Consider the following 25,141-nt stretch of genomic DNA (forward strand, 5'->3'; position numbering starts at 1 on the left):
ATGGCAGAAGATACTACATTCGAATTAAGAAGTGAGGAAGTGCAAGATATCCTTACCAGAGTACCCCACTGGATGATTCGCTGGGGAACCGTTTTGATATTTGTAATTATTTTTATGTTGTTTTTTGTATCCTGGTTCATCAAATATCCGGATGTTGTGAATACCGAAATTGTTATTACCACCAATATTCCGCCAGAGAAAATAGTATCAAAATCTTCCGGTCGTATCGAAGCGATTTTGGTAAAAAACAAATCGATAGTTTCAAAAAACAGTACACTCGCAATTATCGAAAACACAGCGAATTACAAAGATGTGTTTTTATTGAAAAAAATAGTGGATGAATATAATATCAACAATCCGCAAAAAGCTTTTCCTTTTGCTTTGCTAAAAAATGCACAATTGGGTGAAATCGAAAGTGCCTTCGCTGTTTTTCAAAAAGATTATCAGGCCGAAGCATTAAATAAAGATTTACAGCCTTTTCAGGTCGAAAACAGAGCGCAGGTTTCAGAGAAAGTACAGATAAAGGAAAGATTGGAAATTCTGCAGCAGCAAAAGATAATTAATGAAAGTGAATTGCAGCTTCAGAAAAACGAAATTGCACGTTTTGAAACCTTATTCAATAAAGGAATTATTTCGGCTCAGGAAATGGAAGCCAAAAAACTGGGTTATCTTCAGGCACAGAAGAGCTATAAGAGTCTTTTAACCTCTATTTCCCAATTAAAGTCCTCTTTGATTGATAATTCAAAATTAAGTCAGAATTCGCAAATAAGCGGCACTAAAGAAGAAGTTACCTTAGGAAGAAACATGGCGCAGTCTTTTTATCAGCTTAAAAAAGTAATAAAAGATTGGGAATTTGCTTATGCACTAAACTCTTCTGTTAGCGGAGTGGTTACATTTTTGCAGGTTTGGACAGAAAGCCAAACCATAAATGTTGGAGATAATGTTTTCTCTATTATTCCGGATACTAAAAATGGTTTTGTAGGCAAAGTAAAAGCACCGGCCTTAAATTCCGGGAAGATAAAAGTAGGGCAAACGGTAAATATCCGATTAGCGAATTTTCCGGACAGAGAATTTGGTGTACTAAAAGGAAAGATTCAGAACATTTCTCTGGTTCCGGACAAAGATGGAAATTTATTATTAGATGTCGCGCTGCCAAACGGACTGCAAACTTCTTATAAAAAACAAATCGTTTTTCAGCAGGAAATGAAAGGAAGTGCCGAAATTGTAACTGAAGATCTTCGACTAATCGAAAGAATTCTGTATCAGTTTAAGAGTATTTTTGAGCAGGTTTAAAACTTTAGATAAAACTCTTTTGTCAATTCTATATATTCCGGAGTATAAACATGTCGGTCGATTTCGATTGTTAATTCGTCGATTTCGAGTACTGCAGTTTCATTTCGGCTAAAAGCCAATAAACTGCGCTTTATCGTTGAGGTTGGAGTGCCTTTTACGCGTGTAATTTTTGCGGGATATAATTCTGATTCTTTCGCTAAAGCGATAAATTTTGCTTCTTCTTTAAAAGGAATAATTATAGCAAATATTCCGTTTTCAGATAAAAGCAAATCGGCAGCTTCAACCAGTTCTTCAAAAGGCATGGCATCCTGAAAACGAGCTAAATCACGTTGTTCATTTTCAGTTTTATAATCTTCGGCATAAAAAGGAGGATTTGAAACAATAAGATCATATTCATCTTCCGGTTCCTCGATAAATTCATCTAAGCCAGCATGAAAACAAAACAAGCGATCACCCCAAGGAGAATTTTCAAAATTATCAACGGCTTGTTCATAAGCATCCTCGTCAATTTCCAAGGCATCAATTTGTTCTGCATGCGTTCGCTGGGCAAGCATCATAGCAATAATTCCGGTTCCTGCACCAATATCTAATACACTAAACGGATTATGATTTATTGGCGCCCACGAGCCTAGTAATACACCATCTGTTCCTACTTTCATAGCGGTTTTGTCTTGTTCGATAGAAAATTGCTTAAAAGTGAATTTAGACATTGCCGAAAAATTTAAAATAGGTTTAAGTAAAGTGAGCAACTGAAAACTGTGACAGAAAACTGAAAACTTTTATAAGTACATTTCAACAAGCCCTTCAGGCAAATTCATGATAACTTTTTTATTCTCACGATCAATTTTTACAAGGAAATGATCGATCATCGGAATCAGCATTTCTACTTCGCCATTCAAAACTTCAAAAAGAGGTTGGGCGGTAGAATCGTTTACGGCAACAATTTTTCCAAAAACGCCTAAACGCTGATCTTCAATTTCGAAACCGATAACTTCGTGGAAATAAAATTTGTTGCCGGAAAGTTTTGGCAACATATTCAAAGGAAGATAAATGGCATTACCCATAATGGCGTCTGCTTCTTCTTCGGTATCCATATCTTCAAAACGAATTCTAAGAAAGTCGTTTTTGTGCAATGAACTTTTTTCAATAAAAAAAGGAACCAGGTGTTTATTGCATTCAATAAACACTGATTCCAGATTTTCGTATAACTCAGGTTCGTCCGTGTCTAAATAAGCCAGAACTTCACCTTTGAAACTAAATTTTTTAGCGATTTTACCTAAATAAAAACAATCTTCTTTACGCATTCTCGCTAAGTATAATTATGCTTCAGTTGTTTCGTTATTTTCTTCAGCAGCAGGAGCTTCTTCAGTTGATTCTTCAACTTCAGCAACTTCTTCTTCAACTGCAGGAGTTGCAGCAGCGATAGCATCAGCTTCAGCCTGAGCTGCAGCAGCTAAACGTTTAGCATTAACTTCTTGCTCTGCTTTTAAAGATTTAGCTCTAGCATCAGCTTGCGCTTTTGTTAAACCTTCTTTTTTAGCATCAACTTTTCCAGCTTTAGCATCTAACCAATCAGCTAATTTTGCATCAGCTTGTTCTTGAGTTAAAGCACCTTTACGAATACCTCCATCAAGGTGGTGTTTCAATAAAGCACCTTTGTAAGAAAGAATTGCTCTAGCAGTATCAGTTGGTTGTGCACCATTGTGTAACCATTTTACAGCGCTATCAATGTTTAATTCGATAGTTGCAGGGTTTGTGTTAGGATTGTAAGTACCGATTTTCTCTAAGTATTTACCATCTCTTTTTGAGCGTGCATCCGCAGCTACAACCCAGTAAAAAGGTCTTTGTTTTTTACCGTGTCTTTGTAATCTAATTTTTACTGACATAATCTTATGATTAAATTTTGAGGTACTCGACCTCTGTTAATTAAGGGCGCAAAGATATAATTTTTTTATGAATTATCCGTTCCAAACTTTATTAAATATAATTGATGCAGATTTTTGCTGTTTTTTAAGCCGTTTCAGAGTTTAAATTTTCATTTTTTGTATCAAATGAGGTATTTTTGCTTCAAATTCATGATTTTATGAAAAAATATATCTACTTGTTAATTAGTGTTTTTGTACTGGCATCCTGTACCGAAGATGTAAAATTTAATACTCCTGCTTTTCAGGGATTAAAAGACAATGTCTTTTGGAGATCGCAAAACTATACTGCTTATACAACAATGGATGGAGATTTATTTATCGAAGGAGGTTTAGGAGCTGAAAAAGTAAGTTTGAAATTGCCTTCTACAACTCCTCAGACTTATATTTTGGGTGTTAATGAGGTAGCAACGGCTTCATATTCGAATATTTTTCCAAGTGAAACACCTCAATTTACTACAGGTACAAACCTGGGCAACGGTCAGGTGGTGATTACAAATTTTGATATTGAAAATAAAACCATTTCCGGAACATTTAAATTTACAGCAGTAAATGTTAGCGAAGGAGATGATGAAAAACCTGAGATACAATTTACTGAAGGTGTTTTTTATAAGGTACCCTATACCTCTAAGGTAAACTTCTAAATAAGTAAGTTTTTCATTTGCAATTGTTTGGTTTTGTTGATTTTTATTTTTTTAAATCAAAATAAAAACATAAATAAACTAATATATAGTAGATTACAGAAAAATAAGACTACATTTGCTACATTATTATAAATAAGTACATATGAACATTTTTGTTGGAAGCCTTCCATTCAGTATTGAGGAAGCAGATTTAAGAGAGTCTTTCGAGGCTTACGGAGCAGTAGATTCAGTTAAAATTATTACTGATAAATTTACAGGAAGAAGCAAAGGTTTTGGTTTCGTAGAGATGCCAAACGATGCAGAAGCTCAAAAAGCAATTGATGAATTGAACGGAGCTACTGTTCAAGGTCGTGCAATTGTGGTTAATAAATCTGAACCGAAACCAGAAGGCGAAAGAAGAAGCTTCAACAATAACAGTCGTGGTGGAGATTCACGCGGAGGTTATGGTGGAGGAAACAGCCGTGGTGGAAATGACCGTGGTGGTAACAGAGGAGGATATTAATATTTTTTTCTAAATATATAAAAGGGATCAACGCAAGTTGATCCCTTTTTTTGTGGGTAAATTTTGTTTCATGTTTATTTTGTTTCAAGTTTCAAGTTGGAAAAACCTAACAATTTTGTTTGCCATTTTTAAGGATATTTTTCCGTAGAGATGCACAGCAGTGCATCTAACGCAAAGCGAAGACGCATTAAGTGCGCCTTAAATGAAACGAAATTTAACTATAAGTTTCAGGTTTCACGTTCCAACAATAACTTGAAACCTGAAACCTGAAACAAATAAAACTATAAATTCTCTACAAGCCAATCTCCAACCTCGCTGGTTTTGTATGCTTTTGATCCTTTTGTTGCTAAATCTTCTGTAACTATTCCTTGTTCTAATGATTTGTTTACAACGGCTCTGATAGCTTCGGCTTCATCTTTTAGTCCAAAAGCATCTTCGAACATCATCGCTGCAGATAAAATAGTTGCTAACGGATTAGCAATATTTAATCCTGTAGCCTGAGGATAAGATCCGTGGATTGGTTCGTATAATGAAGTATGTTCTCCAACAGACGCAGAAGGCATTAATCCCATTGAACCTGAAATTACAGAAGCTTCGTCAGTCAAAATATCTCCGAATAAGTTTTCAGTAATCAAAACGTCATAAGAATTTGGCCATTGTACTAAACGCATCGCTACAGCATCAACAAATTCATAAGAAACTGTTACTTCAGGATAATCTTTTTCCATTGCCTGAACCGTTTCTCTCCATAAACGTGAAGTTTCCAAAACGTTTGCTTTATCAACACAACACAATTTTTTGCTTCTTGTCATGGCTAATTCAAAACCTTTTTTAGCCAAACGCTGTACTTCAGCTCTCGTATAAACACAATTGTCAAAAGCAGTTTCTCCGTCGTCTCTTCTTCCTTTTTCTCCAAAGTAAATTCCACCAGTTAATTCTCTTAAGAAAACCAAATCAGTTCCTTCGATTCTTTCTCTTTTTAATGGAGAATTGTCAATTAAAGAAGGGAAAGTAAATGTTGGACGTACGTTAGCAAACAAACCTAATTTTTTACGCATCAATAATAATCCTTGCTCCGGACGAACGGGCGCACTTGGATCGTTATCGTATTTTGGGTGACCAATTGCTCCAAATAAAACAGCATCTGCTTTCATACAAATCTCATGCGTTTCATCAGGATAAGGAACTCCAACTGCATCAATTGCACAAGCTCCGGTTAAAGCTGGAGTCCATGTTATTTCGTGATTGAATTTTTTTGCAATAGCATCAGATACTTTTACAGCTTCATTAATTACTTCTGGTCCGATTCCGTCACCGGCTAAAAGGGCTATGTTAAATTTCATTTTTTTTATTTTAAGGTTCTAAGGCTCTGAGTTGCTAAGGTTCTAAGTTTTATCTTAGTGAGTCAGAATTCTAATTTATAATTTTTTTTAAAGGTTCTTAGGTACTGAGTTTCTAAGGTTCTAAGTTTTTTTAGTAGGCTTAGTAACTTGATGTTTTTTAAGATTCTGAGTTTTTAAGATTATAAGCTCAAAGAAAAAAACTTAGAACCTTAGAATCTTAGCAACTTAGTATCTTAGCAACTTAGCCAATTACATTCAACATTTTTTGAGTTGCAATAATCGCTGCAACTGTTTGATCAGAATCTAAACCTCTTGTTTTAAATTCTTTTCCGTTGTTTACCCAGGTAATGATCGTTTCGCATAAAGCGTCAGAGCTACTTCCGGGCGGAATTCTCACGGCGTAATCAATCAATTTTGGAAGTATTAATTTTTTGCTTTTGTAAATTTTTGATAAAGCATTCATAAAAGCATCAAACTGACCGTCGCCTTGAGCGCTTTCTTCGATAATTTCATCGTCGATTTTTAAGAGCAAAGTTGTTGACGGACGCATTCCTTTTGAATGCATTAATACGTAAGATTCAATTGTAATTTTATCCTGATAAGTGTGGCTGTCCAAAACATCAGATATAATGTATGGCAGATCTTCCTTAGTAACGGTTTCTTTTTTATCACCCAATTCGATAATTCTTTGGGTAACCAATTTCAAATCTTCCTGATTTAATTTTAAACCTAATTCCTGAAGATTTTTTTCGATATTGGCTTTACCCGAAGTTTTTCCCAAGGCGTATTTTCTTTTTCTGCCAAAACGTTCCGGAAGTAAATCATTAAAATACAGATTATTTTTGTTGTCGCCGTCAGCATGAATTCCGGCAGTTTGTGTAAAAACATTATCTCCAACAATGGGTTTGTTGGCAGGAATTCTATATCCTGTAAAAGTCTCTACCAGTTTGCTTACAGTGTATAGAGAAGTTTCTTTTATATTGATGCTTACTTCTGGTAAATAATCATTTATAACGGCAACTGTACTTTCAAGTGGTGCGTTTCCTGCTCGTTCTCCCATTCCGTTTACGGTAACATGAAGTCCGTTTATTCCAGCTTTTACGGCTTCCATAACATTCGCAATACTTAAATCGTAATCGTTATGCGCATGAAAATCAAAATGAATCTGCGGATATTTCGCTCTAATTTTTGAGATAAATTCAAAAGTCAAAGACGGAATTAATACGCCTAAAGTATCAGGGAGTAAAACTCTTTTAACGGGCTGAGTAGATAGAAAATCTAAAAACTGAAAAACATATTCGGGTGAATTTCTCATTCCGTTGCTCCAGTCTTCCAGATAAACGTTGGTGTCAATATTGTTTTCTTTCGCTAAAGCAATGATTTCTGCAATTTCAGAAAAGTGTTGTTCTGGTGTTTTTTTTAATTGATGTGTCAGGTGATTCATTGAACCTTTGGTCAATAAATTTTGCACTTTGGCACCTGCTTTTTTCATCCATTCAATCGAAACTCCTCCGTCTACAAACGAAAGTACTTCAATTCGGTTGATGTAACCTCGTTCTTCAGCCCAGGTAGTGATACCTTTTACAGCCTGAAATTCTCCTTCGCTTACGCGGGCAGAAGCAATTTCGATTCTGTCAATATTTAATTCCTCCAACAACAATTGTGCAATGGTTAATTTTTCTGCAGCAGAAAATGATACTCCCGAGGTTTGTTCACCGTCACGAAGCGTCGTATCCATTATTTCAATTTTTCTTTTTTCCATTATAATATTGTTTGCTTTGAAAGCATGACTAATCTTAATATTTTATATTTTGGTTATTAGAACTAAACCTGTCGACCAACACATTTTTGTTAATTGAATATCTGTTCTTTTTCCTAAATCCTGAATCAATTTTTCAGCATTTTTGTCGTGATTTACCGGCCAGTTTTTTTGAGGCAGCATATCATCAATTAAATAAATACCGCCTGAATTCAATAATTTTAAAGTTTCGTCTAAAACTGCATATTTGCCCGGCCAGGCATCAGCAAAAATCAAATCAAATTTTGAATCTTTATAATTTAAAATCCATTGTTCGGCATCTTCACAAACGAAAGAAACACTTGAGTTCTGAAAATATTTCTTTGCAATGCTTTGATATTCTGCTGAATTATCAATTGAAATTAAATTTGAATTTTCACTCATTCCCTCAATCATCCACGCAAGTGATAATCCGGTTCCTGTTCCTAATTCTAAAAAGCGACCATCTTTTTTTGTTGCGGTTAATGTGCGAAGAAAACTTCCTGTTTGTAAATCTGACGGCATTGAAAACGTAATTTTTTCAGAATCACTTTTGATTTCCGAATAAAATTTTGGCAATACAATGTTGTTGTCGTTCATTTTTTAGAAAGAGTTTTTGATTCAAAAATTAAAATCAAAAGCAGTTACAAAGCCCAACTGTAGAATTGAAACTTACGTAACTGCATTTTAGTTGGTTGTGTTTAGTAAGGAAGCTTATCGGCGAAAGCCACAATATCTTCCTTAATATTTTGTAAATAATCAATGTCGTCAAAACCATTGATCATGTTGTTCTTTTTGTATCCGTTTATAGCAAAAGATTCTGATTGTCCCGTTGCCAATAAAGTAATCGTTTGATTTGGCAAGTTAATTTCCAATTCTGTTTTAGGATCAGCTTCAATTGCTTTGAAAATAGTATCAGCAAATTCAGGGCTAACCTGAACTGGCAAAACACCAATATTCAAACAGTTTCCTTTGAAGATATCAGCAAAGAAACTAGAAACTACAGCTCTAAAACCGTAATCGTAAACTGCCCACGCAGCATGTTCTCTTGAAGATCCTGAACCGAAGTTTTTTCCTCCAACCAAAATTTTTCCGCTGTAAGTTGTATCGTTTAAAACGAAATCAGCTTTTGGAGTATCATCTCCATTATATCTCCAGTCTCTAAAAAGATTGTCTCCAAAACCTTCACGTTTTGTAGCTTTTAAGAAACGAGCCGGAATAATTTGATCTGTATCTACGTTCTCAATTGGCAGCGGCACTGCGCTGCTCGTAAGTATATTAAATTTATCGTATGCCATTTTTGTTTTTGCTTTAGGCTGTAGGCAATAAGCTTTAAGCTTTTTTCTACAGCATTTATTTTAGTATTGAATTTTAGCTTAAAGCCTATTGCTTAAAGCTTACAGCGGAATTAAAATAATTCCCTTGGATCAGTTAGTTTTCCTGTAACAGCAGCAGCGGCAGCCATAATTGGGCTTGCTAATAATGTTCTTGAACCAGGACCCTGACGACCTTCAAAGTTTCTGTTTGATGTACTTACTGCGTATTTTCCAGCTGGAACTTTATCATCGTTCATTGCTAAGCAAGCAGAACAACCAGGCTGACGTAATACAAAGCCAGCTTCAGTTAAAATATCTAAAAGGCCTTCTTCTTTAATTTGAGCTTCAACTACATGCGAACCCGGAACTAACCAAGCGGTAACATTATCTGCTTTTTTTCTTCCTTTTACAATTTCTGTAAAAGCTCTAAAATCTTCAATACGGCCGTTTGTACAACTTCCTAAGAAAACATAATCAATTGGTTTTCCAATCATTACATCATCTTCTTCAAAGCCCATGTAAGCTAAAGATTTTTTGTAAGTTTCCTCTCCGCCTTCAACTTGGTTGGCATTCGGAATATGTTTTGAGATACCAATTCCCATTCCAGGGTTAGTACCATAAGTAATCATTGGTTCAATGTCTGAAGCATTGATGTTTAATTCAGCATCAAAAATAGCATCAGCATCCGTTTTAAGTGTTTTCCAATATTCAACCGCTTTAGTCCAGGCTTCTCCTTTTGGAGCATATAATCTTCCTTCAAGGAAATCAAAAGTTTTTTGGTCTGGCGCGATCATTCCACCACGAGCACCCATTTCGATACTTAGGTTACAAACCGTCATACGACCTTCCATAGTCATATTTTCGAAAACATCTCCAGCGTATTCAACAAAATAACCTGTACCTCCAGAAGTAGTTAATTGTGCAATAATATAAAGTGCAACGTCTTTTGGACCAACACCTTTGCTCAATTGACCGTTTACGTTAATACGCATTTTCTTTGGTTTTGGCTGCATGATACATTGTGTAGAAAGCACCATCTCCACCTCAGAAGTTCCGATACCAAAAGCAATCGCTCCAAAAGCACCGTGAGTTGAAGTATGTGAATCTCCACAAACAATTGTTGCACCTGGCAAAGTAATTCCGTTTTCAGGACCAACTACGTGTACAATTCCATTTTTAATGTGACCTAATCCCCAGTGAGAGATTCCGTATTCGGCAGCATTATCTTCAAGCGCTTTAAGCTGATTTGCAGACAGTGCATCTTCAACTGGTAAATGTTGGTTTATGGTTGGTGTATTGTGATCTGCAGTTGCAAAAGTACGCTCCGGGTATAAAACCTTAACGCCTCTGGCTTTTAATCCTAAAAAAGCAACAGGACTCGTAACTTCATGAATGAAATGACGATCAATAAAAAACACATCTGGTCCATCTTCAATTTTACGCACTACATGTGAATCCCATACTTTGTCAAATAATGTCTTACTCATTTTTATTTTTTTTAATTGTAATTTCTAATCACAGCAATTTCCTGATCATCATAATAGGAAAACAAAATTAGAAAAAGATATAAGGTCGTCAATTGCAATATTTCATTATATACGATACCCAAACTGAAATACAAATTAGTATTCGCTTTTTTGCTGTTCAATTTGATTGTAGAATGAATATAAATTGGTTTTACTTTCTCTTTTTGTGTTAATTTTGATTTGACTGCCTTAATTGTAATAGTTGGCAAATTTATCTCAAAATCATTACAGAATATAGGTTTTAACTGAAAAAAATGTAACAAAATGAATTAAAATAGTAATAATTGTTAGTTTTGGATTCTTTTGTATTTTTTTGAGATTACATGTGAAAAGACTTTTGATAGTGTAAAATAGAAGGTTTTAAAGGATGTTTTTTTTAGAATTTTTAATTGAAATACTACGACATCCAAGAAGTGTATTTTTATGAAATTTCATGAATTTTAAGAGAAAAACTGATTACTTAATAAGAATCATTTTTTAAAGATTTAACCGTTTTCTATCTCCAAAAAAAGCGTAAATTTGGACTTCCTCCAAATTTTATTTCTCGATTTTTATAGTTCATGTAATCAGTTATTTACAATGTTGAGAATTGGAATTTGGAATTTAATTTTTGCTATTTAAACTTATGTATTTAATATTCGATACCGAAACAACCGGATTACCAAAACGCTGGGATGCTCCAATTACCGATTCTGATAACTGGCCTCGCTGTATTCAGATCGCATGGCAGCTTCATGACGAAATGGGAACACTTGTCGAACATCAGGATTATCTGGTGAAACCTGACGGATTTAATATTCCGTATGATGCCGAACGTATTCATGGAATCTCGACCGAATTGGCTGAAGCCGATGGAATCACTTTGGCTGAAGTTTTGGAGAAATTCAACATCGCTTTAAGCAAAACCAAATTTATTGTGGGGCAGAATTTAGGTTTTGACGTTAATATCATGGGAGCTGAATTTCATAGAATGGGAGTAGATTCTTCTATGAGTTCAATGCCGGTTTTGGACACTTGTACTGAGGTTACGGCTTCATTATTAAAACTTCCGGGAGGTCGTGGAGGAAGATTTAAATTACCAACATTAACAGAATTACACGAATATCTTTTTAATAAACCTTTCGCGGAAGCGCACAACGCAACTGCCGACGTTGAGGCAACTACGCGTTGTTTTTTGGAATTAATCAGAAGAGAAGTTTTTACGAAAGAAGAACTGGATGTTGATAAGGATTATTTTAAGGAATTCCAAAATAGAAATCCACAGGAATTTCCTTTAATTGGTTTAAAGCACATCAATTTAAAAGCAGCTTCTGATAAAATTAGAGAGCAGCTAAAAGCTTTAGAATCGGTTGGCAAAGAAACTACAGTTTCACATTCTGACAGAGAAGACTTTAAGGAGGCAAAATACGCGCATTTACACAATCATACCCAGTTTTCGGTTCTTCAATCTACCATAGGAATTGGTAATATTGTAGCGGCTACAGCCAAAAATGGTATGCCGGCTGTTGCGATGACCGATACCGGAAACATGATGGGAGCTTTTCACTTTGTGAGCGCCGTTATGAACCATAACAAAGCAGCATCTGCAAAAAATAAAGCCTTGGTTGAAGCTGGTGAAGAACCAACAGAAACGGAGATAAAACCAATCGTAGGTTGTGAATTTAATGTCTGCGACAACCATCTTGATAAAAGCAAAAAAGACAACGGAAATCAGGTTGTATTACTGGCCAAAAATAAAAAAGGGTATCACAATCTGGCCAAAATGTCGTCGATTGCTTTTACTGACGGATTTTATTATGTTCCAAGAATTGATCGAAAAATTGTCGAACAATATAAAGAAGATATCATGGTTTTGTCTGGGAATTTATACGGAGAAATCCAGAGTAAAATCCTGAACGTTGGTGAAAACCAGGCCGAAGAAGCTTTGATTTGGTGGAAAGAACAATTTGGCGACGATTTTTATTTAGAAGTAATGCGTCACAATCAGGAAGACGAAAATCGTGTGAATAAAACGCTGATTGAGTTTTCGCAAAAACACAATGTCAAATTAATTGCGACCAACAACACCTATTATTTAAATAAAGAAGATGCCAATGCGCACGATATTTTATTGTGTGTAAAAGATGGCGAAAAACAAGCGACACCAATTGGTCGTGGCCGTGGCTATCGCTACGGATTACCCAATCAGGAATACTATTATAAGTCATCAGAAGAGATGAAAAAACTCTTCGCTGATTTACCTGAAGCCATTATTAATATTCAGGAAATCGTTGATAAGGTCGAGATTTATTCGCTTTACCGTGATGTATTGCTTCCTAAATTTGATATTCCCCAGGAGTTTGTAGTTCCTGAAGATGATGCAGATGGAGGGGTTCGTGGTGAAAATAAATACTTACGTCACCTTACGATGGAAGGTGCAAAAAGAAGATATGGCGAAATTACAGAATCGATTCAGGAACGTTTGGATTTTGAGTTATTAACGATTTCGAATTCCGGATATCCGGGTTACTTTTTGATTGTACAGGATTTCATCGCCGAAGCCAGAAATATGGACGTTTCGGTAGGTCCAGGTCGTGGATCTGCTGCCGGATCTGCGGTAGCTTATTGTTTAGGAATTACCAATATTGACCCCATTAAGTACGATTTGCTTTTTGAGCGTTTCCTAAATCCTGACCGTGTATCCATGCCCGATATTGATATTGACTTTGATGACGAGGGTCGTGGTCGTGTAATGGAATATGTAATCAATAAATACGGTAAAAATCAGGTTGCACAAATTATCACTTATGGTAAAATGGCAACCAAATCAGCGATTCGTGATACGGCTCGTGTACTGGATTTACCTTTGTTTGAAGCCGATAGAATTGCCAAACTGATTCCGGCAATGATGCCATCAAAATGGAATTTGGCGCGTTTTATTTCTGAAAACGAAGATGAAGTTAAAAAAGCCCTGCGCTCTGACGAGTTTGATAATGTAAAAGAATTAATCGCCATTGCCAATGAAGATGATTTGGCAGGGGAAACCATTCAACAGGCAAAAATCCTTGAGGGATCGATGCGAAATACCGGAATTCACGCCTGTGGGGTAATCATTACGCCATCGGATATTACGAATTTCGTTCCAGTAACCACAGCAAAAGATTCTGATTTATATGTAACCCAGTTTGATAACTCGGTTGCAGAAAGTGCAGGATTGCTGAAGATGGACTTCTTGGGTCTGAAGACCCTTACCTTAATAAAAGATACCGTTAAACTGGTAAAATACAGAAACGGAATCGATCTTGATCCGGATACATTCCCGATTGATGATGTCGAAACTTATGCACTTTTCCAGAGAGGAGAAACGGTTGGAATCTTCCAATACGAGTCACCCGGAATGCAGAAATACATGAAGGATCTGAAGCCAACGGTTTTTGGAGATTTAATTGCCATGAATGCCTTGTATCGTCCGGGACCTTTAGAGTATATCCCTTCTTTCGTAAGAAGAAAAAATGGCGAAGAAGAAATCAAATACGATTTAGATGCTTGTGAGGAGTATTTGGGAGAAACCTACGGAATTACCGTTTACCAGGAGCAGGTAATGCTTTTGTCGCAATCGCTGGCTGACTTTACAAAAGGTGAGGCCGACGTTTTGCGTAAGGCGATGGGTAAAAAACAAAAAGATGTACTGGATAAAATGAAGCCTAAGTTCGTAGAACAAGCGGCAAAAAAAGGTCATGATGCAAAAGTTCTGGAGAAAATCTGGAAAGACTGGGAAGCCTTTGCGAGTTACGCCTTCAACAAATCACACTCGACTTGTTATGCCTGGATTGCTTATCAAACGGCGTATTTAAAAGCACATTATCCGGCAGAATATATGGCTGCGGTTCTTTCGAATAATATGAATGATATCAAGCAAGTATCATTTTTTATGGAAGAATGCAAACGAATGGGATTACAGGTTTTAGGACCGGATGTAAACGAGTCGTTTTACAAATTCACGGTAAACGATGAATATGCAGTACGTTTTGGAATGGGCGCTATTAAAGGTGTGGGTTCCGGAGCTGTGGCAACTATTGTAGAAAGCAGAAAAGACGGTAAATATAAATCGATTTTTGATTTGGCGAAACGTATCGATTTACGTGCAGCCAATAAAAAAGCGATCGAAAATCTGGCTTTGGCCGGAGGTTTTGACTCGTTTGAAGGAACCACAAGAGCGCAATATTTTCATGATGATGGCGACGGAATAACCTTTTATGAAAAAGCAATTCGTTACGGATCTAAGTTTCAGGAAAACGAAAATTCATCGCAAGTGAGTTTATTTGGAGAAACCAGTGAAGTGCAAATTGATGAACCAGTTGTGCCTCCTTGTGAAGACTGGAGCACGATGGAAAAATTAGCAAAAGAGAAAGAAGTCGTTGGAATTTATATTTCAGGACATCCTCTTGATGATTTTAGATTCGAGATGAAATACTTCTGTAATTCCCGACTAGAATCGCTGAAAAGCATGAATGAATATGTGGGTAAAAATTTAAATTTTGCCGGAATCATTAATAACGTTCAGCATCGTGTGGCAAAAAACGGAAAAGGCTGGGCGGTGTTTAATTTAGAAGGATACGATGAGAGTTATGAGTTTAAGATTTTTGGTGAAGAATACCTAAAATTCCGCCATTTCCTGATTCAGAATAATTTTGCTTTCATTAAAATATTAATAAAAGACGGTTGGGTCAATCACGATACAGGTAAAAAATCAGATCCAAGAATGCAGTTTGTTGAGATCAGGCAATTGCAGGATATTCTGGAAGCTTTTGCTAAAAAACTGATTTTGTTATTAAACATAAAAGATTTGCAGGCTGAATTTATTCATAATTTAAGTCAATTGTTTAGTGCAAACAAAGGAGATAATTCTGTGACTTTTGAAATTATGGAATTAGAAAAGATAAAGCGTTTGGTCGAAGTAGAAACTCCCACAGATTTTGAAGAAGCCGATGATGCCGTTTTTGTAGATGAAAATGCTGAGGATGGAGAAACACAACTTGAAGAAACTAAAATTCAGGAAGTAAATGAGGTCGAAGAAATAAAGGTTGTAACCAAGCTTGCCATGCCAAGTCGCAGGTTAAAAGTTAAGATTTCTACTGAGTTATTGATAGAATTAGAGAAAATGCAGGTAAATTTTAAGCTAAACTAAATTTTAACAGTTAAAATTTAATGGAAAGCATTTTTTTTAAGTTAAAAATATGCATGCATAATACTTTTTTAGTAATATTGCTTAAAATTACAACGATTTCGTACCAAGTCTAACAATGCAAACTATAAGAATATGTTAAAATAATCTAAGTTTGTAAAAATTAATTAAATCAGAATTATGAAAAAGAACCTATTTTTATTAGGATTATTAGTTTGCTCTATGGCCACAATGGCGCAAACAGAAAAAGCAGATAAACCAGAAAGTTGGTATTTTAAATTAGGAGGATCTTATTTTATTCAGACTGCTGCAACTGAATTTCCAACTGTAGGAGGAAATCTTCCATTGGATAGAACTTTTGTAGGAGGAAAATTAGTTTCTGAAGAAAGTGTTACAGGTTCTTTTGGTGAAGGTTTTAGAACAGGAATAACAGCTGGATATAGATTTAATGCTCGTTTAGGAGTTGAGTTGGGAGTTAATTACTATACTAGTAAAGATAAGACAATGGCACAAACGAGATCAGATGTGCCTATTACGCCAGCTGGTGTATACGCTTTTAAATCAGTAGGTCAGATTACTGCTTTTGATTTAGCGCCTGCATTGGTTTTATTTTTAGGAGAACACAAAGGTTTTGAACCATATACTAAAGTAGGTGTTTTAGTTCCTATTCACGGGGATTTAGAAATCACTTCTGATGCGTACGCTCCAATTGCTTTTAATCCAACAACAGGAGCTCCGGTTGCTTTTGGAAATGTTCATAGTGTTGATAAAGTAAAACCAAATCCAACAGTTGGGTTTGTTGCTGCTTTAGGAACATCTTATAAATTAGGAAAAAACATTTCGGTTTTTGGTGAATTGGAATACCGCAACTTTACTGTACACGGAAAAACTAAAGAAACTACAGAGTTTAATGTTAATGGAAATGATGCTCTAGCTTCTAGAAGCACTTCTCAAATACATACAAATTACAGAGATAGATTAGACGTTAATTCTAATAATGCTTTAACAAATCCGAATGGTGTTGATAAAACAAAACCGATGGATGAGTTAAGTTCTTACGTTGGAATTTCAGGTTTAGGTTTGACTTTGGGGCTTAAATACAGTCTATAATTCTAAAGAAATTTATAATTTATAAAAAGAGGATATTCGTTTAGAATATCCTCTTTTTTTGTGCTTTTGTCATTTCGACGAAGGAGAAATCTTCGCAAGAAGCTCGACAAAGATTGAATTCTCGTTGCGGAGTTTCTGGCGAAGATTTCTCCTTCGTCGAAATGACAAGATTGTGCGATATAAATTGTTTCAACAGATTAAAATCCGTTGCTACAAAATGCTCCGTTCCTCCGGAACCCTACGTAAAGAGCCTTCGGCTCGATTTATTTTGTAGGGATGGATTTTAATCCATTCATCGCGATGATAATATTTTAGAAAATTATTTTGAATTCCTAAACTCCTTCAAAACTTCATCAATTACCCAGGTTGTTCTTGAGGCCGAAGTTCCTCTTGAAGGATTAATACCTTCATTGCCCAGAATTTCAGCCACTACAGTTTCGACAAGAGGCTGTTGAATATGAAGTGGATTTTCAATAGTGATGCTTTCTTTTTCGCCATTTGTATATTGAATATGTATCGGGTCGTTACCGAAAGTAGAGAAAGAGATTTTTCCTTTATCACCAACAATATCAGTGTTGTCATAACGTTCAAAACTGGCAAAATTCCATAAACCCGTTCCGTGAATCCCATTTTCGAATAAAAAGGACATCGAAACCGAATCTTCAGCAGGATACGCTTTAAGCTGAGAACTTGCATGCCCTCGAACAGATTTGATCGGGCCTAAAACAAAATCAAGAAAATCTAACGTATGACAAGCCAGATCAACAAAGATTCCACCGCCGGAAATGTGTGGTAAAACTGTCCACGGCAAATTGATTTCGTCATCGTATCTTTCTTCAAACGGATGATATAAAACGCAATTTACATGTCTTACAATTCCAATTTTATTTTGATCAATTAGTTCTTTTATTTTTAAAAAGCGAGGTAAACTTCTTCTGTAATAAGCTACAAATAATGACACGTTGTGTTCTTTGCAAACGCTGATCATTTCGTTACATTCTTCAAAATTTAGTGCCATTGGTTTTTCTACATAAACCGGTTTTCCGGCTTTGGCACATAAAATAGTATATTCTTTGTGAGAGGATGGAGGAGTAGCGATATAAACGGCATCGACCTCAGGGTCATTAATTAAATCCACAGCATTCGAATACCATTTGGGAACATTATGGCGTTTCGCATAATCTTCTGCAAGAGCAGCATCCCTGCGCATTACTGCAACTAAAGCCGAGTTAGGCGCTTTCTGAAATGCCGGACCACTTTTTACTTCGGTTACATTACCACAACCTATAATTCCCCATTTTACAATTTTCATTTTTCTGGTTTTTTAGTTTCTCAAATTTAAAAAAGGTTTGCCACGAATTGCACTAATTTTCCCGAATTATTTTTTCATGTAGATTTTGCAGGATTTAATTTTACCGCAAAGCACGCAAAGATTTTATGCTTACAGGATTTTATAAAAACACAAAGTTCGCAAAGCTTTGTATTGAACCAGCTTTGCGAACTTTGTGTTTTTACAAAGCCAAGCTGATACAAAAAATTTGCGTGCTTTGCGGTAAAATTCTTCACAAAAAACAAAGCCACAAACTCACAAAAATAATTCGTGAATTCGTGGCTAATAAAATTAAAAGGTTAAAGTTTTATTTTTTAGGTAAAGCTTTAAATCCCATATTGTAAAGCGTGAACGCCTGAATGTCTACATTCTCCTGGATCGTAGCGGCAACAGATTTTCCTGCTCCGTGACCTGCTTTTACATCAATACGAATTAAAACCGGATTAGGTCCTGTTTGTTTTTCTTGTAATTCAGCAGCGAATTTAAAACTATGTGCCGGAACTACACGGTCATCATGATCTCCAGTGGTAACCATTGTTGCAGGATATTTAACTCCTGCTTTTACATTTTGTACAGGAGAATATCCTTTTAGGTATTCAAACATTTCTTTGTTGTCCTGAGCTGTTCCGTAATCGTAAGCCCAACCTGCACCTGCAGTAAAAGTATGGTAGCGCAACATATCCATTACACCAACTGCCGGCAACGCCACTTTCATTAAGTCAGGACGTTGAGTCATTGTTGCCCCAACTAATAAACCTCCGTTAGAACCTCCACGAATCGCTAAGAAATCTGATGAAGTGTATTTTTGGGCGATTAAATATTCGCCTGCCGCAATAAAATCATCAAATACATTTTGCTTTTGCAATTTAGTTCCGGCATCGTGCCATTTTTTACCGTATTCTCCACCACCTCTTAAGTTGGCAACAGCATAAACTCCTCCGTTTTCTAACCAAACGGCATTTGCAATGCTGAAACTTGGTGTTAAACTAATGTTGAATCCACCGTAACCGTAAAGAATAGTTGGATTTTTACCGTCTAATTTCGTTCCTTTTTTATAAGTAATAATCATCGGGATTTTTGTTCCGTCTTTTGAAGTATAGAATACTTGCTTAGATTCGTAATTTTCACTTTTAAAATCAACTACAGGTTTTTGATATACTTCAGATTTCCCGGATTTTGGTTCCAATGAATAAATTGTTCCCGGAGTTGTGTAATTCGTAAAGCTATAGTATAAAGTTTTTTCTTCTTTTTTACCTCCAAATCCACCAGCGGTTCCTACAGCAGGAAGTTTGATTTCGCGAATAAGTTTACCACTGTAATCGTATTGTTGTACAAATGAAACAGCATCTTTTGTGTAATTAGCGAAGAAAAATCCACCACCAGTTGAAGGGGATAGGATATTTTGAGTTTCTTTGATAAAATCCTTCCAGTTTTCTGGTTTTGGATTGCTTATATCAACAGTAACAACACGTGTATTTGGCGCATTTAAGTCAGTTTCGATAAACAATTTAGTTCCTTCATTCTCGATAATCTGATTGCTGCTGTTAAAATTATCTACAATCGTTACAATCGGACTATCTGCTTTCGTTAAATCTTTGATGTATAATTCGTTTCCGTAAGTAGAATTAGCAGCAGAGATTACCAAATATTTATCATCTTCAGTAACATAACCACCTACGTATCTTCTTTTTTGATCGGCACCAAAAATAACTTTGTCTTCTTTTTGAGCAGTTCCAAGTTTGTGGTAATACAATTTATGCTGATCTGTTTTTGCAGATAATTCACTTCCTTTTGGTTTGTCATAGCTAGAGTAATAAAACCCTTCGTTTCCGTGCCATGCAACACCACTAAATTTTACATCTACCAAAGTATCTTCGATCGCTTTTTTAGACAAAGCATCAATAATGATTACTTTTCTCCAGTCGCTTCCGCCTTCAGAAATAGCGTAAGCCGCTTTATTTCCATCTTTAGAAAAATTTAAACCGCCAAGAGAAGTTGTTCCGTCTTTAGAAAAAGTATTTGGATCTAAGAAAACTTCTTCTTTGCCATCTTTTCCTTTTCTATAAATAACCGACTGATTCTGAAGTCCGTTGTTTTTAGAATAATAAGTAAATTTTCCTTCTACAAACGGAGCGCTGATTTTCTCATAATTCCAAAGTTTTTCCATTCGTTTTTTAAGTTCTTCACGAAACGGAATTTTATCTAAATACCCATAAGTAACCTCATTTTCAGCTTTTACCCATGCACCGGTTTCAGCTGATTTGTCATCTTCAAGCCAACGATAAGGATCGTTTACTTTTGTGTCAAAATAGACGTCAACTGTTTCGCCTTTTTTGCTTTCGGGATATTGAATTTTATTCTGCCCGAACGAAATTCCTGCAGTTGTAATTGCCATTATAAGAAATGTTTTTTTCATAATTTATGTTTAACAGTTGTCACAAAAATAGCGTTTTTTGTTAGATCAATGCTTATTTTACCGCAAAGTCCGCAAAGATTTTATTTAATAAAGCTTTTAAAAAATACAAAGCTCGCAAAGACTGAAATCAACATATTGGCTTTGCGAACTTTGCGTTGATGTAGGAAAAGACTTTGCGAACTTTGTTTTTAAATGAGATTACAGATTGAAGTTTACTCCCAGAACGATATTTCGTCCTATATTAGGAATTCCGTCTGTTTTTAATCTTGATAAATGCGCAATATATTTTTGATCGAATAAATTGTTTCCGTTCAGGTTCACATCAAATGCATGTTTGCCTAGTTTTACTGTGCCTCCAAAACCAAGATTTACCAATGTATATCCGTCTGAAGCGGTTTCAAAACCACTCACATTTTTCTGCGCAAAAGTTGATGAAACATTTAATGAAGCATATCCTTCTTCGAACCATTTATTGATTTTAAATTCAGTTCTTAAAGTATTGTTCCAGTTGTTCGCAGGAATCAAAGGCAAATAATCATTGTTTGCTTTTTTACCTGTTACAGTTTCAAAACTCGTTTCAAAATGCAACCAGTCTAATGGATGAGGATGAAAATGCAAACCAACTTCACCACCATATAATTTGGCATTGTCCTGAACATAAGCAAAAACATCATTATCATCGCGAACTTCTCCCGTTGGCGAAGTGAAGATATAATTGTTTACGTGATTGTAGAATCCGTTAATAAAAAACTCAAAATGCGTGTTTTTGTACTCTAAATTCAAATCAGTCTGAACGTTTTGTTCTGTTTTTAAGGCAGCATTTCCAATTTCGTAGCGGTTTGTTCCTTCGTGAACCCCGTTTGAAGTTAACTCGGCTAAATTTGGAGCTCTAAATCCTGTTGCAACATTCAATCGAAGTGTCAATGGTTCTGCCAGTTTTGTTTTATATCCCAATGAAGCATTAAAACTATCAAAAGATCGGTCAAGAGGTAAAAAATAACCTTCTTCACCTTCGGTACCATGCGCTATTGAGGTAATGTTTCGATTGTCAAAACGTAATCCGGCTTGTAGAACACTATTGTCCCATTCGTAATTTGCAGTTCCAAAAACACCAAAATCATTGGTTGTAGCGTCCGGAATCAGGTATTCTTCGCCTGAATTTTTGTTCGTTTGATGCATTCCCTGAACACCTAAAATCGTTTCAATTTTACCTAGTTTAGGAAAATGATACTTGGCATTATAATTAAAAGTATTCAGTTTCATGTGAAGAGATGCTTCATTACTGTCTTCAAACTCGCTTCGGTCATTGGCGATATAGCCTAAATCAACATCTAATTTCGAATTTTCAAAAAAGATAACGTTGTTTAAACTCAATAAATGATTGAAAATTCCTTGTCTCGGAAACTCTGTGTTTTTACTTGTAGATTGTTCTCCAATTCCATTATCCGGCATTCCAAGATCAAGTTTGTTGTAATTGTATCTCAAAACACTAGAGAAACTAGAGTTGCTGTAGCCAATTCCGGTTTTAAAATCGGTTTCGTTGTAACGCGTATTGGTTACGCGATCACCATCGGCAATTTTGTAGTCAGAATGGGTGTTGAAACTTCCGCGGGCTAAAAATTTCCAATTATCAGTAGATGTTTTTAATCCAATAGAAGAATTGCTTCCTTGCGTATTCGTGAAGTATTTTTGACTAAAATTTGCCTTGAAAGTATTCGCATCAGCAAATTTTTCAGGATTAAAATATAAAACACCGCCCAAAGCATCAGAACCGTATAATAAAGAAGCAGGTCCTTTTATTACTTCGACACTTTCGATTCCGGCATCGTTTAAACCTAAACCATGTTCGTCTCCAAATTGTTGGTTTTCGATACGAACACCCTGAGAGTAAACCAAAACACGATTGCCGCTCAATCCGCGAATTACAGGTTTCCCAATAGATGTTCCCGTAGAAATTTGCGAAACTCCCGGAATTGTTGCCAAACCTTCGATTAAAGTTGAAGTTCCTTTTTGCTGCAACGTTTTGATGCTTTCATGTTCCACTTTCATAACGTTTTGCGATTGCAATTTGTTGAAAGGTGTTGAAACTACTACTTCATCCATTTCAAAAATAGATTCGGTAAGGGTGATATCAATAGTGTTTTCTTTTAATAATTTAGAAATTGATTTACTTTGAGTGGTAAAACCCACGAAAGTAAAAGTAAGTCTGAAGCTTCCGTTTGGAAGATTCTTAAATTCGTATTTCCCGTTTTGATCCGTTGTAGTTCCTTTATGCAATTCGGGCGCATATACAGATACATTGGCCAATGGCTGGTTTTCAAGATTTGTTACTGTTCCTGAAACCGAATTTTGAGCAGAAAGAATGCCCGAGAACCCTAAAATAAGGGCTAATATTATTTTTTTCATTTGAAAATGATACTATAGTTAATTGGAGGAATTTATCCTTTAAAGCAAAAACTAAAATCAATAGTAAAATTTGCCGATCCTTGAAGTTTCAGGATGGGAAAATTGACTAAACTTTTTTTGAATTAGATTTAAAAGAATTTGATTGTATTTCGACTATTTCGAAATTAAGAAACTATAGCAGAAGGCGGGCCTCGTAATTGATAAGGGTTTTCTGAAATTGAAAATATTTTTTCGGAATGGGTGAAAAAATAAGGGATTTCGTAGTTGAAGGTATGAAATTCAAAAGCAAATTGTTCCGGTAAAATATAGCTTCCAAAAACAAAATGACAAACAAAACACACATCGTAATCATTATGCTGATGCGTTATTTCACCATTAGGATCGTTATAATTATGGTGACATTGTTTTTCTGAAAGTTGCTTTACAATATGCTCATAACTGTGTATCGACTGAAACAATATTGAGAACAATACCGTTAGAGCCAAAGAAACACTTAGTATGAGTTGTTTTCTTTTCATTTCACGACAAAGGTATAAAAGATCAAACTATAATTGATTTATTTTTTGATTTCTGTTCTTGATTTAATGAAAAAAGTACAACGAATGATTTTATTCTTCATCAAAAAGAGAATAATTGCGATCTAATTGCATCCTGAGCTAGCATTATATTATATTTGTAAGTAAAATAAATTTACTCTAAAAAACGTTTACTTGAAAAACTCTTTAAAACCAAAATACGATATGCGATTACTTTTTAGTTGTTTGTTTTTAGTATCGTTTTTCAATTCTTTTGCGCAAGACGTTAAGCCGGAGATAAAACCTATTGTAAAAATCGATTCTTTATATCGCGAAGATCAGTTTTACTTTTCGGTTACTTATAATCTTTTGGTTCAGGCGCCGTCTGGCTTAAAACAGGATAAATTTTCTGCAGGACTTTCTGCAGGTTTTTTGCGTGATATGCCCATCAATAAAACAAGAACCCTTGCAATTGCAGCAGGTTTGGGATTGAGTTATCAAAACTTTTATCAAAACCTGACCATTTCAAAATCTCAGGATGGTGCGCAAATTTATGGTGTAAATGGCTATGGCGAATTTGTGTCGAACAGATATAAGCAATATTCAGTTGATCTGCCAATTGAGTTTAGATGGAGGAATTCTACGTATGAAAGTTCCAAGTTTTGGAGGGTTTACAGCGGTGTAAAACTGAGTTATGTTTTCTCAGACAAATCGATTTTAAAAGATGGAGAAACAACGTATAAAATCTCTAACAACAAAGATGTCAATCAGTTTCAATATGGAGTTTACATTTCAGCAGGTTATAATACCTGGAATGTTTATTGTTACTATGGTTTGAATAGCTTGTTTGATAAATCGGTAAAAACCGTTTCTACCGGCGAAAGTATCAGTATGAAAGCCATGAATATTGGTTTAATTTTCTATATTTTATAGCCACAAATACAAAAACAGTAACTGCGGAACGATTCCTATAAAGGTTCCAATTAACAATTCATTCGGCGAGTGTGCTTCCATTTCTAAACGAGAAGAGGCTACAACGCCTGTCATTAAAATCAAAAAAGCAGCCCAATACGGATTGTGCATTTGAAGATGCATGTTTAATCCGATAGCAAAAATGGTAAATCCGCTAATGGCCATCATGTGCAAACTCGCTTTTATTTTTAGCATAGCAAAAACCAAAGCTAAAATGGTACTAAACAAAGCGCCCAGGAAAAAGAAATGCAACTCTGGATAACGTGCAATAACAATGCTTCTTTTTACCAGTAAAATATATAAAAAACATTGCAGTACAAGAGGAATTTTGCGCTGTGAAGTTTCATGAACCATGACTGATTTTACATGCCCGGTTGAACGTAGCAATAAGAAAAACAATATAGGTACTAAAATCGTAATGATCAGAATCTGGAATAAAACATAATATTTTTCCTGATTTGTAAAAGCATCGTTTTTGCAAAAAAGATAAAATAAGGTGGCATACATCGAGATGAAAATCGGATGTAATATATACGAAAATAAAGGAAGGATTCTTTTCAAAACGTTGTAATTAGTGGTGTTAGCAAATATAAACAAATAATGTTTTTTTGCCACGAATTGCACGAATTAGCACGAATTATTTTTTTTGCCACAGATTAAAATAATTAAAAAAGATTTCTTTTCTATGCCGGTTTTTTGCCACGAATTTCACGAAATGGCACGAATTATTTATTGTAATTCTTAGCAACTTTTATTAATCTGCGAAAATCTTTTTAATCTGTGGCAAAAAAATAACCACAAAGAATTAGTGAGAATTTGTGCAATTCGTGGCAAACCTTTTATTAATCTGCGAAATCATTTTAATCTGTGGCAAAAAAACAACCACAATAATTAGTGAAAATTTG

At 35.4% G+C, this 25,141-nt stretch carries 19 protein-coding genes; 6 read left to right on the forward strand and 13 right to left on the reverse strand.

The window, feature by feature from the left end; translation table 11 throughout:
- Window positions 1–1,293 carry an HlyD family secretion protein gene (locus B0M43_RS06520; RefSeq protein ID WP_078006427.1) on the forward strand — a complete coding sequence of 431 codons (1,293 nt, stop codon included), beginning with the start codon at window positions 1–3 and terminating at the stop codon, window positions 1,291–1,293.
- Here B0M43_RS06520 and B0M43_RS06525 read toward each other — a convergent pair.
- The 3 genes from B0M43_RS06525 to B0M43_RS06535 all read right to left on the reverse strand — a co-directional run bounded on the left by B0M43_RS06525 (window position 1,290) and on the right by B0M43_RS06535 (window position 3,179).
- Complete coding sequence (locus tag B0M43_RS06525; protein WP_078006426.1) at window positions 1,290–2,003, reverse strand: tRNA1(Val) (adenine(37)-N6)-methyltransferase; 714 nt, start codon at window positions 2,001–2,003, stop codon at window positions 1,290–1,292. The two genes, B0M43_RS06520 and B0M43_RS06525, sit on opposite strands and share 4 nt — an antisense overlap.
- A 69-nt stretch (window positions 2,004–2,072) precedes the next feature.
- Complete coding sequence (gene rimM / locus B0M43_RS06530) at window positions 2,073–2,597, reverse strand: ribosome maturation factor RimM (protein WP_078006425.1); 525 nt, start codon at window positions 2,595–2,597, stop codon at window positions 2,073–2,075.
- 15 nt (window positions 2,598–2,612) lie between these two features.
- Entirely contained in the window at window positions 2,613–3,179 is a 567-nt protein-coding gene (locus B0M43_RS06535; RefSeq protein WP_065451538.1) for a 30S ribosomal protein S16, read from the reverse strand.
- A 197-nt stretch (window positions 3,180–3,376) separates the two neighbouring features.
- Between B0M43_RS06535 and B0M43_RS06540 the strand changes: the two genes are divergently transcribed.
- Both B0M43_RS06540 and B0M43_RS06545 read left to right on the forward strand, forming a co-directional pair.
- Window positions 3,377–3,859 carry a DUF6252 family protein gene (locus B0M43_RS06540; protein WP_078006424.1) on the forward strand — a complete coding sequence of 161 codons (483 nt, stop codon included), beginning with the start codon at window positions 3,377–3,379 and terminating at the stop codon, window positions 3,857–3,859.
- Between the two features lie 142 nt (window positions 3,860–4,001).
- On the forward strand, window positions 4,002–4,361 hold the full coding sequence (locus B0M43_RS06545; protein ID WP_026982652.1) for an RNA-binding protein: 360 nt from the start codon (window positions 4,002–4,004) through the stop codon (window positions 4,359–4,361).
- Window positions 4,362–4,642: 281 nt separating this feature from the next.
- Here the strand turns inward: B0M43_RS06545 and leuB are convergent, their stop codons facing one another.
- The 5 genes from leuB to leuC form a co-directional block, all read right to left on the reverse strand.
- Window positions 4,643–5,704: a 3-isopropylmalate dehydrogenase gene (gene leuB / locus B0M43_RS06550; protein ID WP_078006423.1), complete on the reverse strand. Its 1,062-nt coding sequence runs from the start codon at window positions 5,702–5,704 to the stop codon at window positions 4,643–4,645.
- Window positions 5,705–5,945: 241 nt separating this feature from the next.
- Window positions 5,946–7,466, reverse strand: a complete 1,521-nt coding sequence (locus B0M43_RS06555; RefSeq protein ID WP_078006422.1) for an alpha-isopropylmalate synthase regulatory domain-containing protein — start codon at window positions 7,464–7,466, stop codon at window positions 5,946–5,948.
- Between the two features lie 42 nt (window positions 7,467–7,508).
- Window positions 7,509–8,081: an O-methyltransferase gene (locus tag B0M43_RS06560; RefSeq protein WP_078006421.1), complete on the reverse strand. Its 573-nt coding sequence runs from the start codon at window positions 8,079–8,081 to the stop codon at window positions 7,509–7,511.
- Window positions 8,082–8,182: 101 nt separating this feature from the next.
- The gene (gene leuD, locus B0M43_RS06565) at window positions 8,183–8,779 is read right to left on the reverse strand and encodes a 3-isopropylmalate dehydratase small subunit (RefSeq protein ID WP_078006420.1); all 597 of its coding nucleotides are present in this window, start codon (window positions 8,777–8,779) and stop codon (window positions 8,183–8,185) included.
- 110 nt (window positions 8,780–8,889) lie between these two features.
- Window positions 8,890–10,284, reverse strand: a complete 1,395-nt coding sequence (gene leuC / locus B0M43_RS06570) for a 3-isopropylmalate dehydratase large subunit (RefSeq protein WP_078006419.1) — start codon at window positions 10,282–10,284, stop codon at window positions 8,890–8,892.
- A 664-nt stretch (window positions 10,285–10,948) separates the two neighbouring features.
- Between leuC and dnaE the strand changes: the two genes are divergently transcribed.
- Window positions 10,949–15,490, forward strand: coding sequence for a DNA polymerase III subunit alpha (gene dnaE / locus B0M43_RS06575; protein WP_065451531.1), 4,542 nt, complete (start codon window positions 10,949–10,951; stop codon window positions 15,488–15,490).
- A gap of 177 nt (window positions 15,491–15,667) precedes the next feature.
- The gene (locus B0M43_RS06580) at window positions 15,668–16,597 is read left to right on the forward strand and encodes an outer membrane beta-barrel protein (protein WP_065451530.1); all 930 of its coding nucleotides are present in this window, start codon (window positions 15,668–15,670) and stop codon (window positions 16,595–16,597) included.
- A 319-nt stretch (window positions 16,598–16,916) separates the two neighbouring features.
- On the opposite strand, the gene B0M43_RS06585 is transcribed toward B0M43_RS06580, so the two are convergent.
- The 4 genes from B0M43_RS06585 to B0M43_RS06600 form a co-directional block, all read right to left on the reverse strand.
- On the reverse strand, window positions 16,917–17,909 hold the full coding sequence (locus tag B0M43_RS06585) for a Gfo/Idh/MocA family protein (protein ID WP_078006417.1): 993 nt from the start codon (window positions 17,907–17,909) through the stop codon (window positions 16,917–16,919).
- A 325-nt stretch (window positions 17,910–18,234) separates the two neighbouring features.
- Window positions 18,235–20,343, reverse strand: coding sequence for a prolyl oligopeptidase family protein (locus tag B0M43_RS06590; protein ID WP_078006415.1), 2,109 nt, complete (start codon window positions 20,341–20,343; stop codon window positions 18,235–18,237).
- Between the two features lie 198 nt (window positions 20,344–20,541).
- Complete coding sequence (locus B0M43_RS06595; RefSeq protein WP_078006414.1) at window positions 20,542–22,749, reverse strand: TonB-dependent receptor; 2,208 nt, start codon at window positions 22,747–22,749, stop codon at window positions 20,542–20,544.
- 164 nt (window positions 22,750–22,913) lie between these two features.
- Window positions 22,914–23,267 carry a hypothetical protein gene (locus B0M43_RS06600; protein WP_065451526.1) on the reverse strand — a complete coding sequence of 118 codons (354 nt, stop codon included), beginning with the start codon at window positions 23,265–23,267 and terminating at the stop codon, window positions 22,914–22,916.
- A 192-nt stretch (window positions 23,268–23,459) separates the two neighbouring features.
- On the opposite strand from B0M43_RS06600, the gene B0M43_RS06605 reads away from it, so the two are divergent.
- On the forward strand, window positions 23,460–24,197 hold the full coding sequence (locus B0M43_RS06605; protein ID WP_371295977.1) for a porin family protein: 738 nt from the start codon (window positions 23,460–23,462) through the stop codon (window positions 24,195–24,197).
- Here the strand turns inward: B0M43_RS06605 and B0M43_RS06610 are convergent.
- Window positions 24,192–24,797: a hypothetical protein gene (locus B0M43_RS06610; protein ID WP_065451998.1), complete on the reverse strand. Its 606-nt coding sequence runs from the start codon at window positions 24,795–24,797 to the stop codon at window positions 24,192–24,194. The genes B0M43_RS06605 and B0M43_RS06610 overlap by 6 nt on opposite strands.
- Window positions 24,798–25,141: the final 344 nt, after the last annotated feature.

This window comes from Flavobacterium sp. KBS0721, assembly GCF_002007065.3.
Lineage (GTDB): Bacteria > Bacteroidota > Bacteroidia > Flavobacteriales > Flavobacteriaceae > Flavobacterium > Flavobacterium piscis.

Excerpts from the sequence above, each read along its gene's own strand:
- B0M43_RS06520 (WP_078006427.1), top strand. The coding sequence starts at position 1 with ATGGCAGAAGATACTACATTCGAATTAAGAAGTGAGGAAGTGCAAGAT.
- B0M43_RS06525 (WP_078006426.1), bottom strand. The coding sequence starts at position 2,003 with ATGTCTAAATTCACTTTTAAGCAATTTTCTATCGAACAAGACAAAACC.
- rimM (WP_078006425.1), bottom strand. The coding sequence starts at position 2,597 with ATGCGTAAAGAAGATTGTTTTTATTTAGGTAAAATCGCTAAAAAATTT.
- B0M43_RS06535 (WP_065451538.1), bottom strand. The coding sequence starts at position 3,179 with ATGTCAGTAAAAATTAGATTACAAAGACACGGTAAAAAACAAAGACCT.
- B0M43_RS06540 (WP_078006424.1), top strand. The coding sequence starts at position 3,377 with ATGAAAAAATATATCTACTTGTTAATTAGTGTTTTTGTACTGGCATCC.
- B0M43_RS06545 (WP_026982652.1), top strand. The coding sequence starts at position 4,002 with ATGAACATTTTTGTTGGAAGCCTTCCATTCAGTATTGAGGAAGCAGAT.
- leuB (WP_078006423.1), bottom strand. The coding sequence starts at position 5,704 with ATGAAATTTAACATAGCCCTTTTAGCCGGTGACGGAATCGGACCAGAA.
- B0M43_RS06555 (WP_078006422.1), bottom strand. The coding sequence starts at position 7,466 with ATGGAAAAAAGAAAAATTGAAATAATGGATACGACGCTTCGTGACGGT.
- B0M43_RS06560 (WP_078006421.1), bottom strand. The coding sequence starts at position 8,081 with ATGAACGACAACAACATTGTATTGCCAAAATTTTATTCGGAAATCAAA.
- leuD (WP_078006420.1), bottom strand. The coding sequence starts at position 8,779 with ATGGCATACGATAAATTTAATATACTTACGAGCAGCGCAGTGCCGCTG.
- leuC (WP_078006419.1), bottom strand. The coding sequence starts at position 10,284 with ATGAGTAAGACATTATTTGACAAAGTATGGGATTCACATGTAGTGCGT.
- dnaE (WP_065451531.1), top strand. The coding sequence starts at position 10,949 with ATGTATTTAATATTCGATACCGAAACAACCGGATTACCAAAACGCTGG.
- B0M43_RS06580 (WP_065451530.1), top strand. The coding sequence starts at position 15,668 with ATGAAAAAGAACCTATTTTTATTAGGATTATTAGTTTGCTCTATGGCC.
- B0M43_RS06585 (WP_078006417.1), bottom strand. The coding sequence starts at position 17,909 with ATGAAAATTGTAAAATGGGGAATTATAGGTTGTGGTAATGTAACCGAA.
- B0M43_RS06590 (WP_078006415.1), bottom strand. The coding sequence starts at position 20,343 with ATGAAAAAAACATTTCTTATAATGGCAATTACAACTGCAGGAATTTCG.
- B0M43_RS06595 (WP_078006414.1), bottom strand. The coding sequence starts at position 22,749 with ATGAAAAAAATAATATTAGCCCTTATTTTAGGGTTCTCGGGCATTCTT.
- B0M43_RS06600 (WP_065451526.1), bottom strand. The coding sequence starts at position 23,267 with ATGAAAAGAAAACAACTCATACTAAGTGTTTCTTTGGCTCTAACGGTA.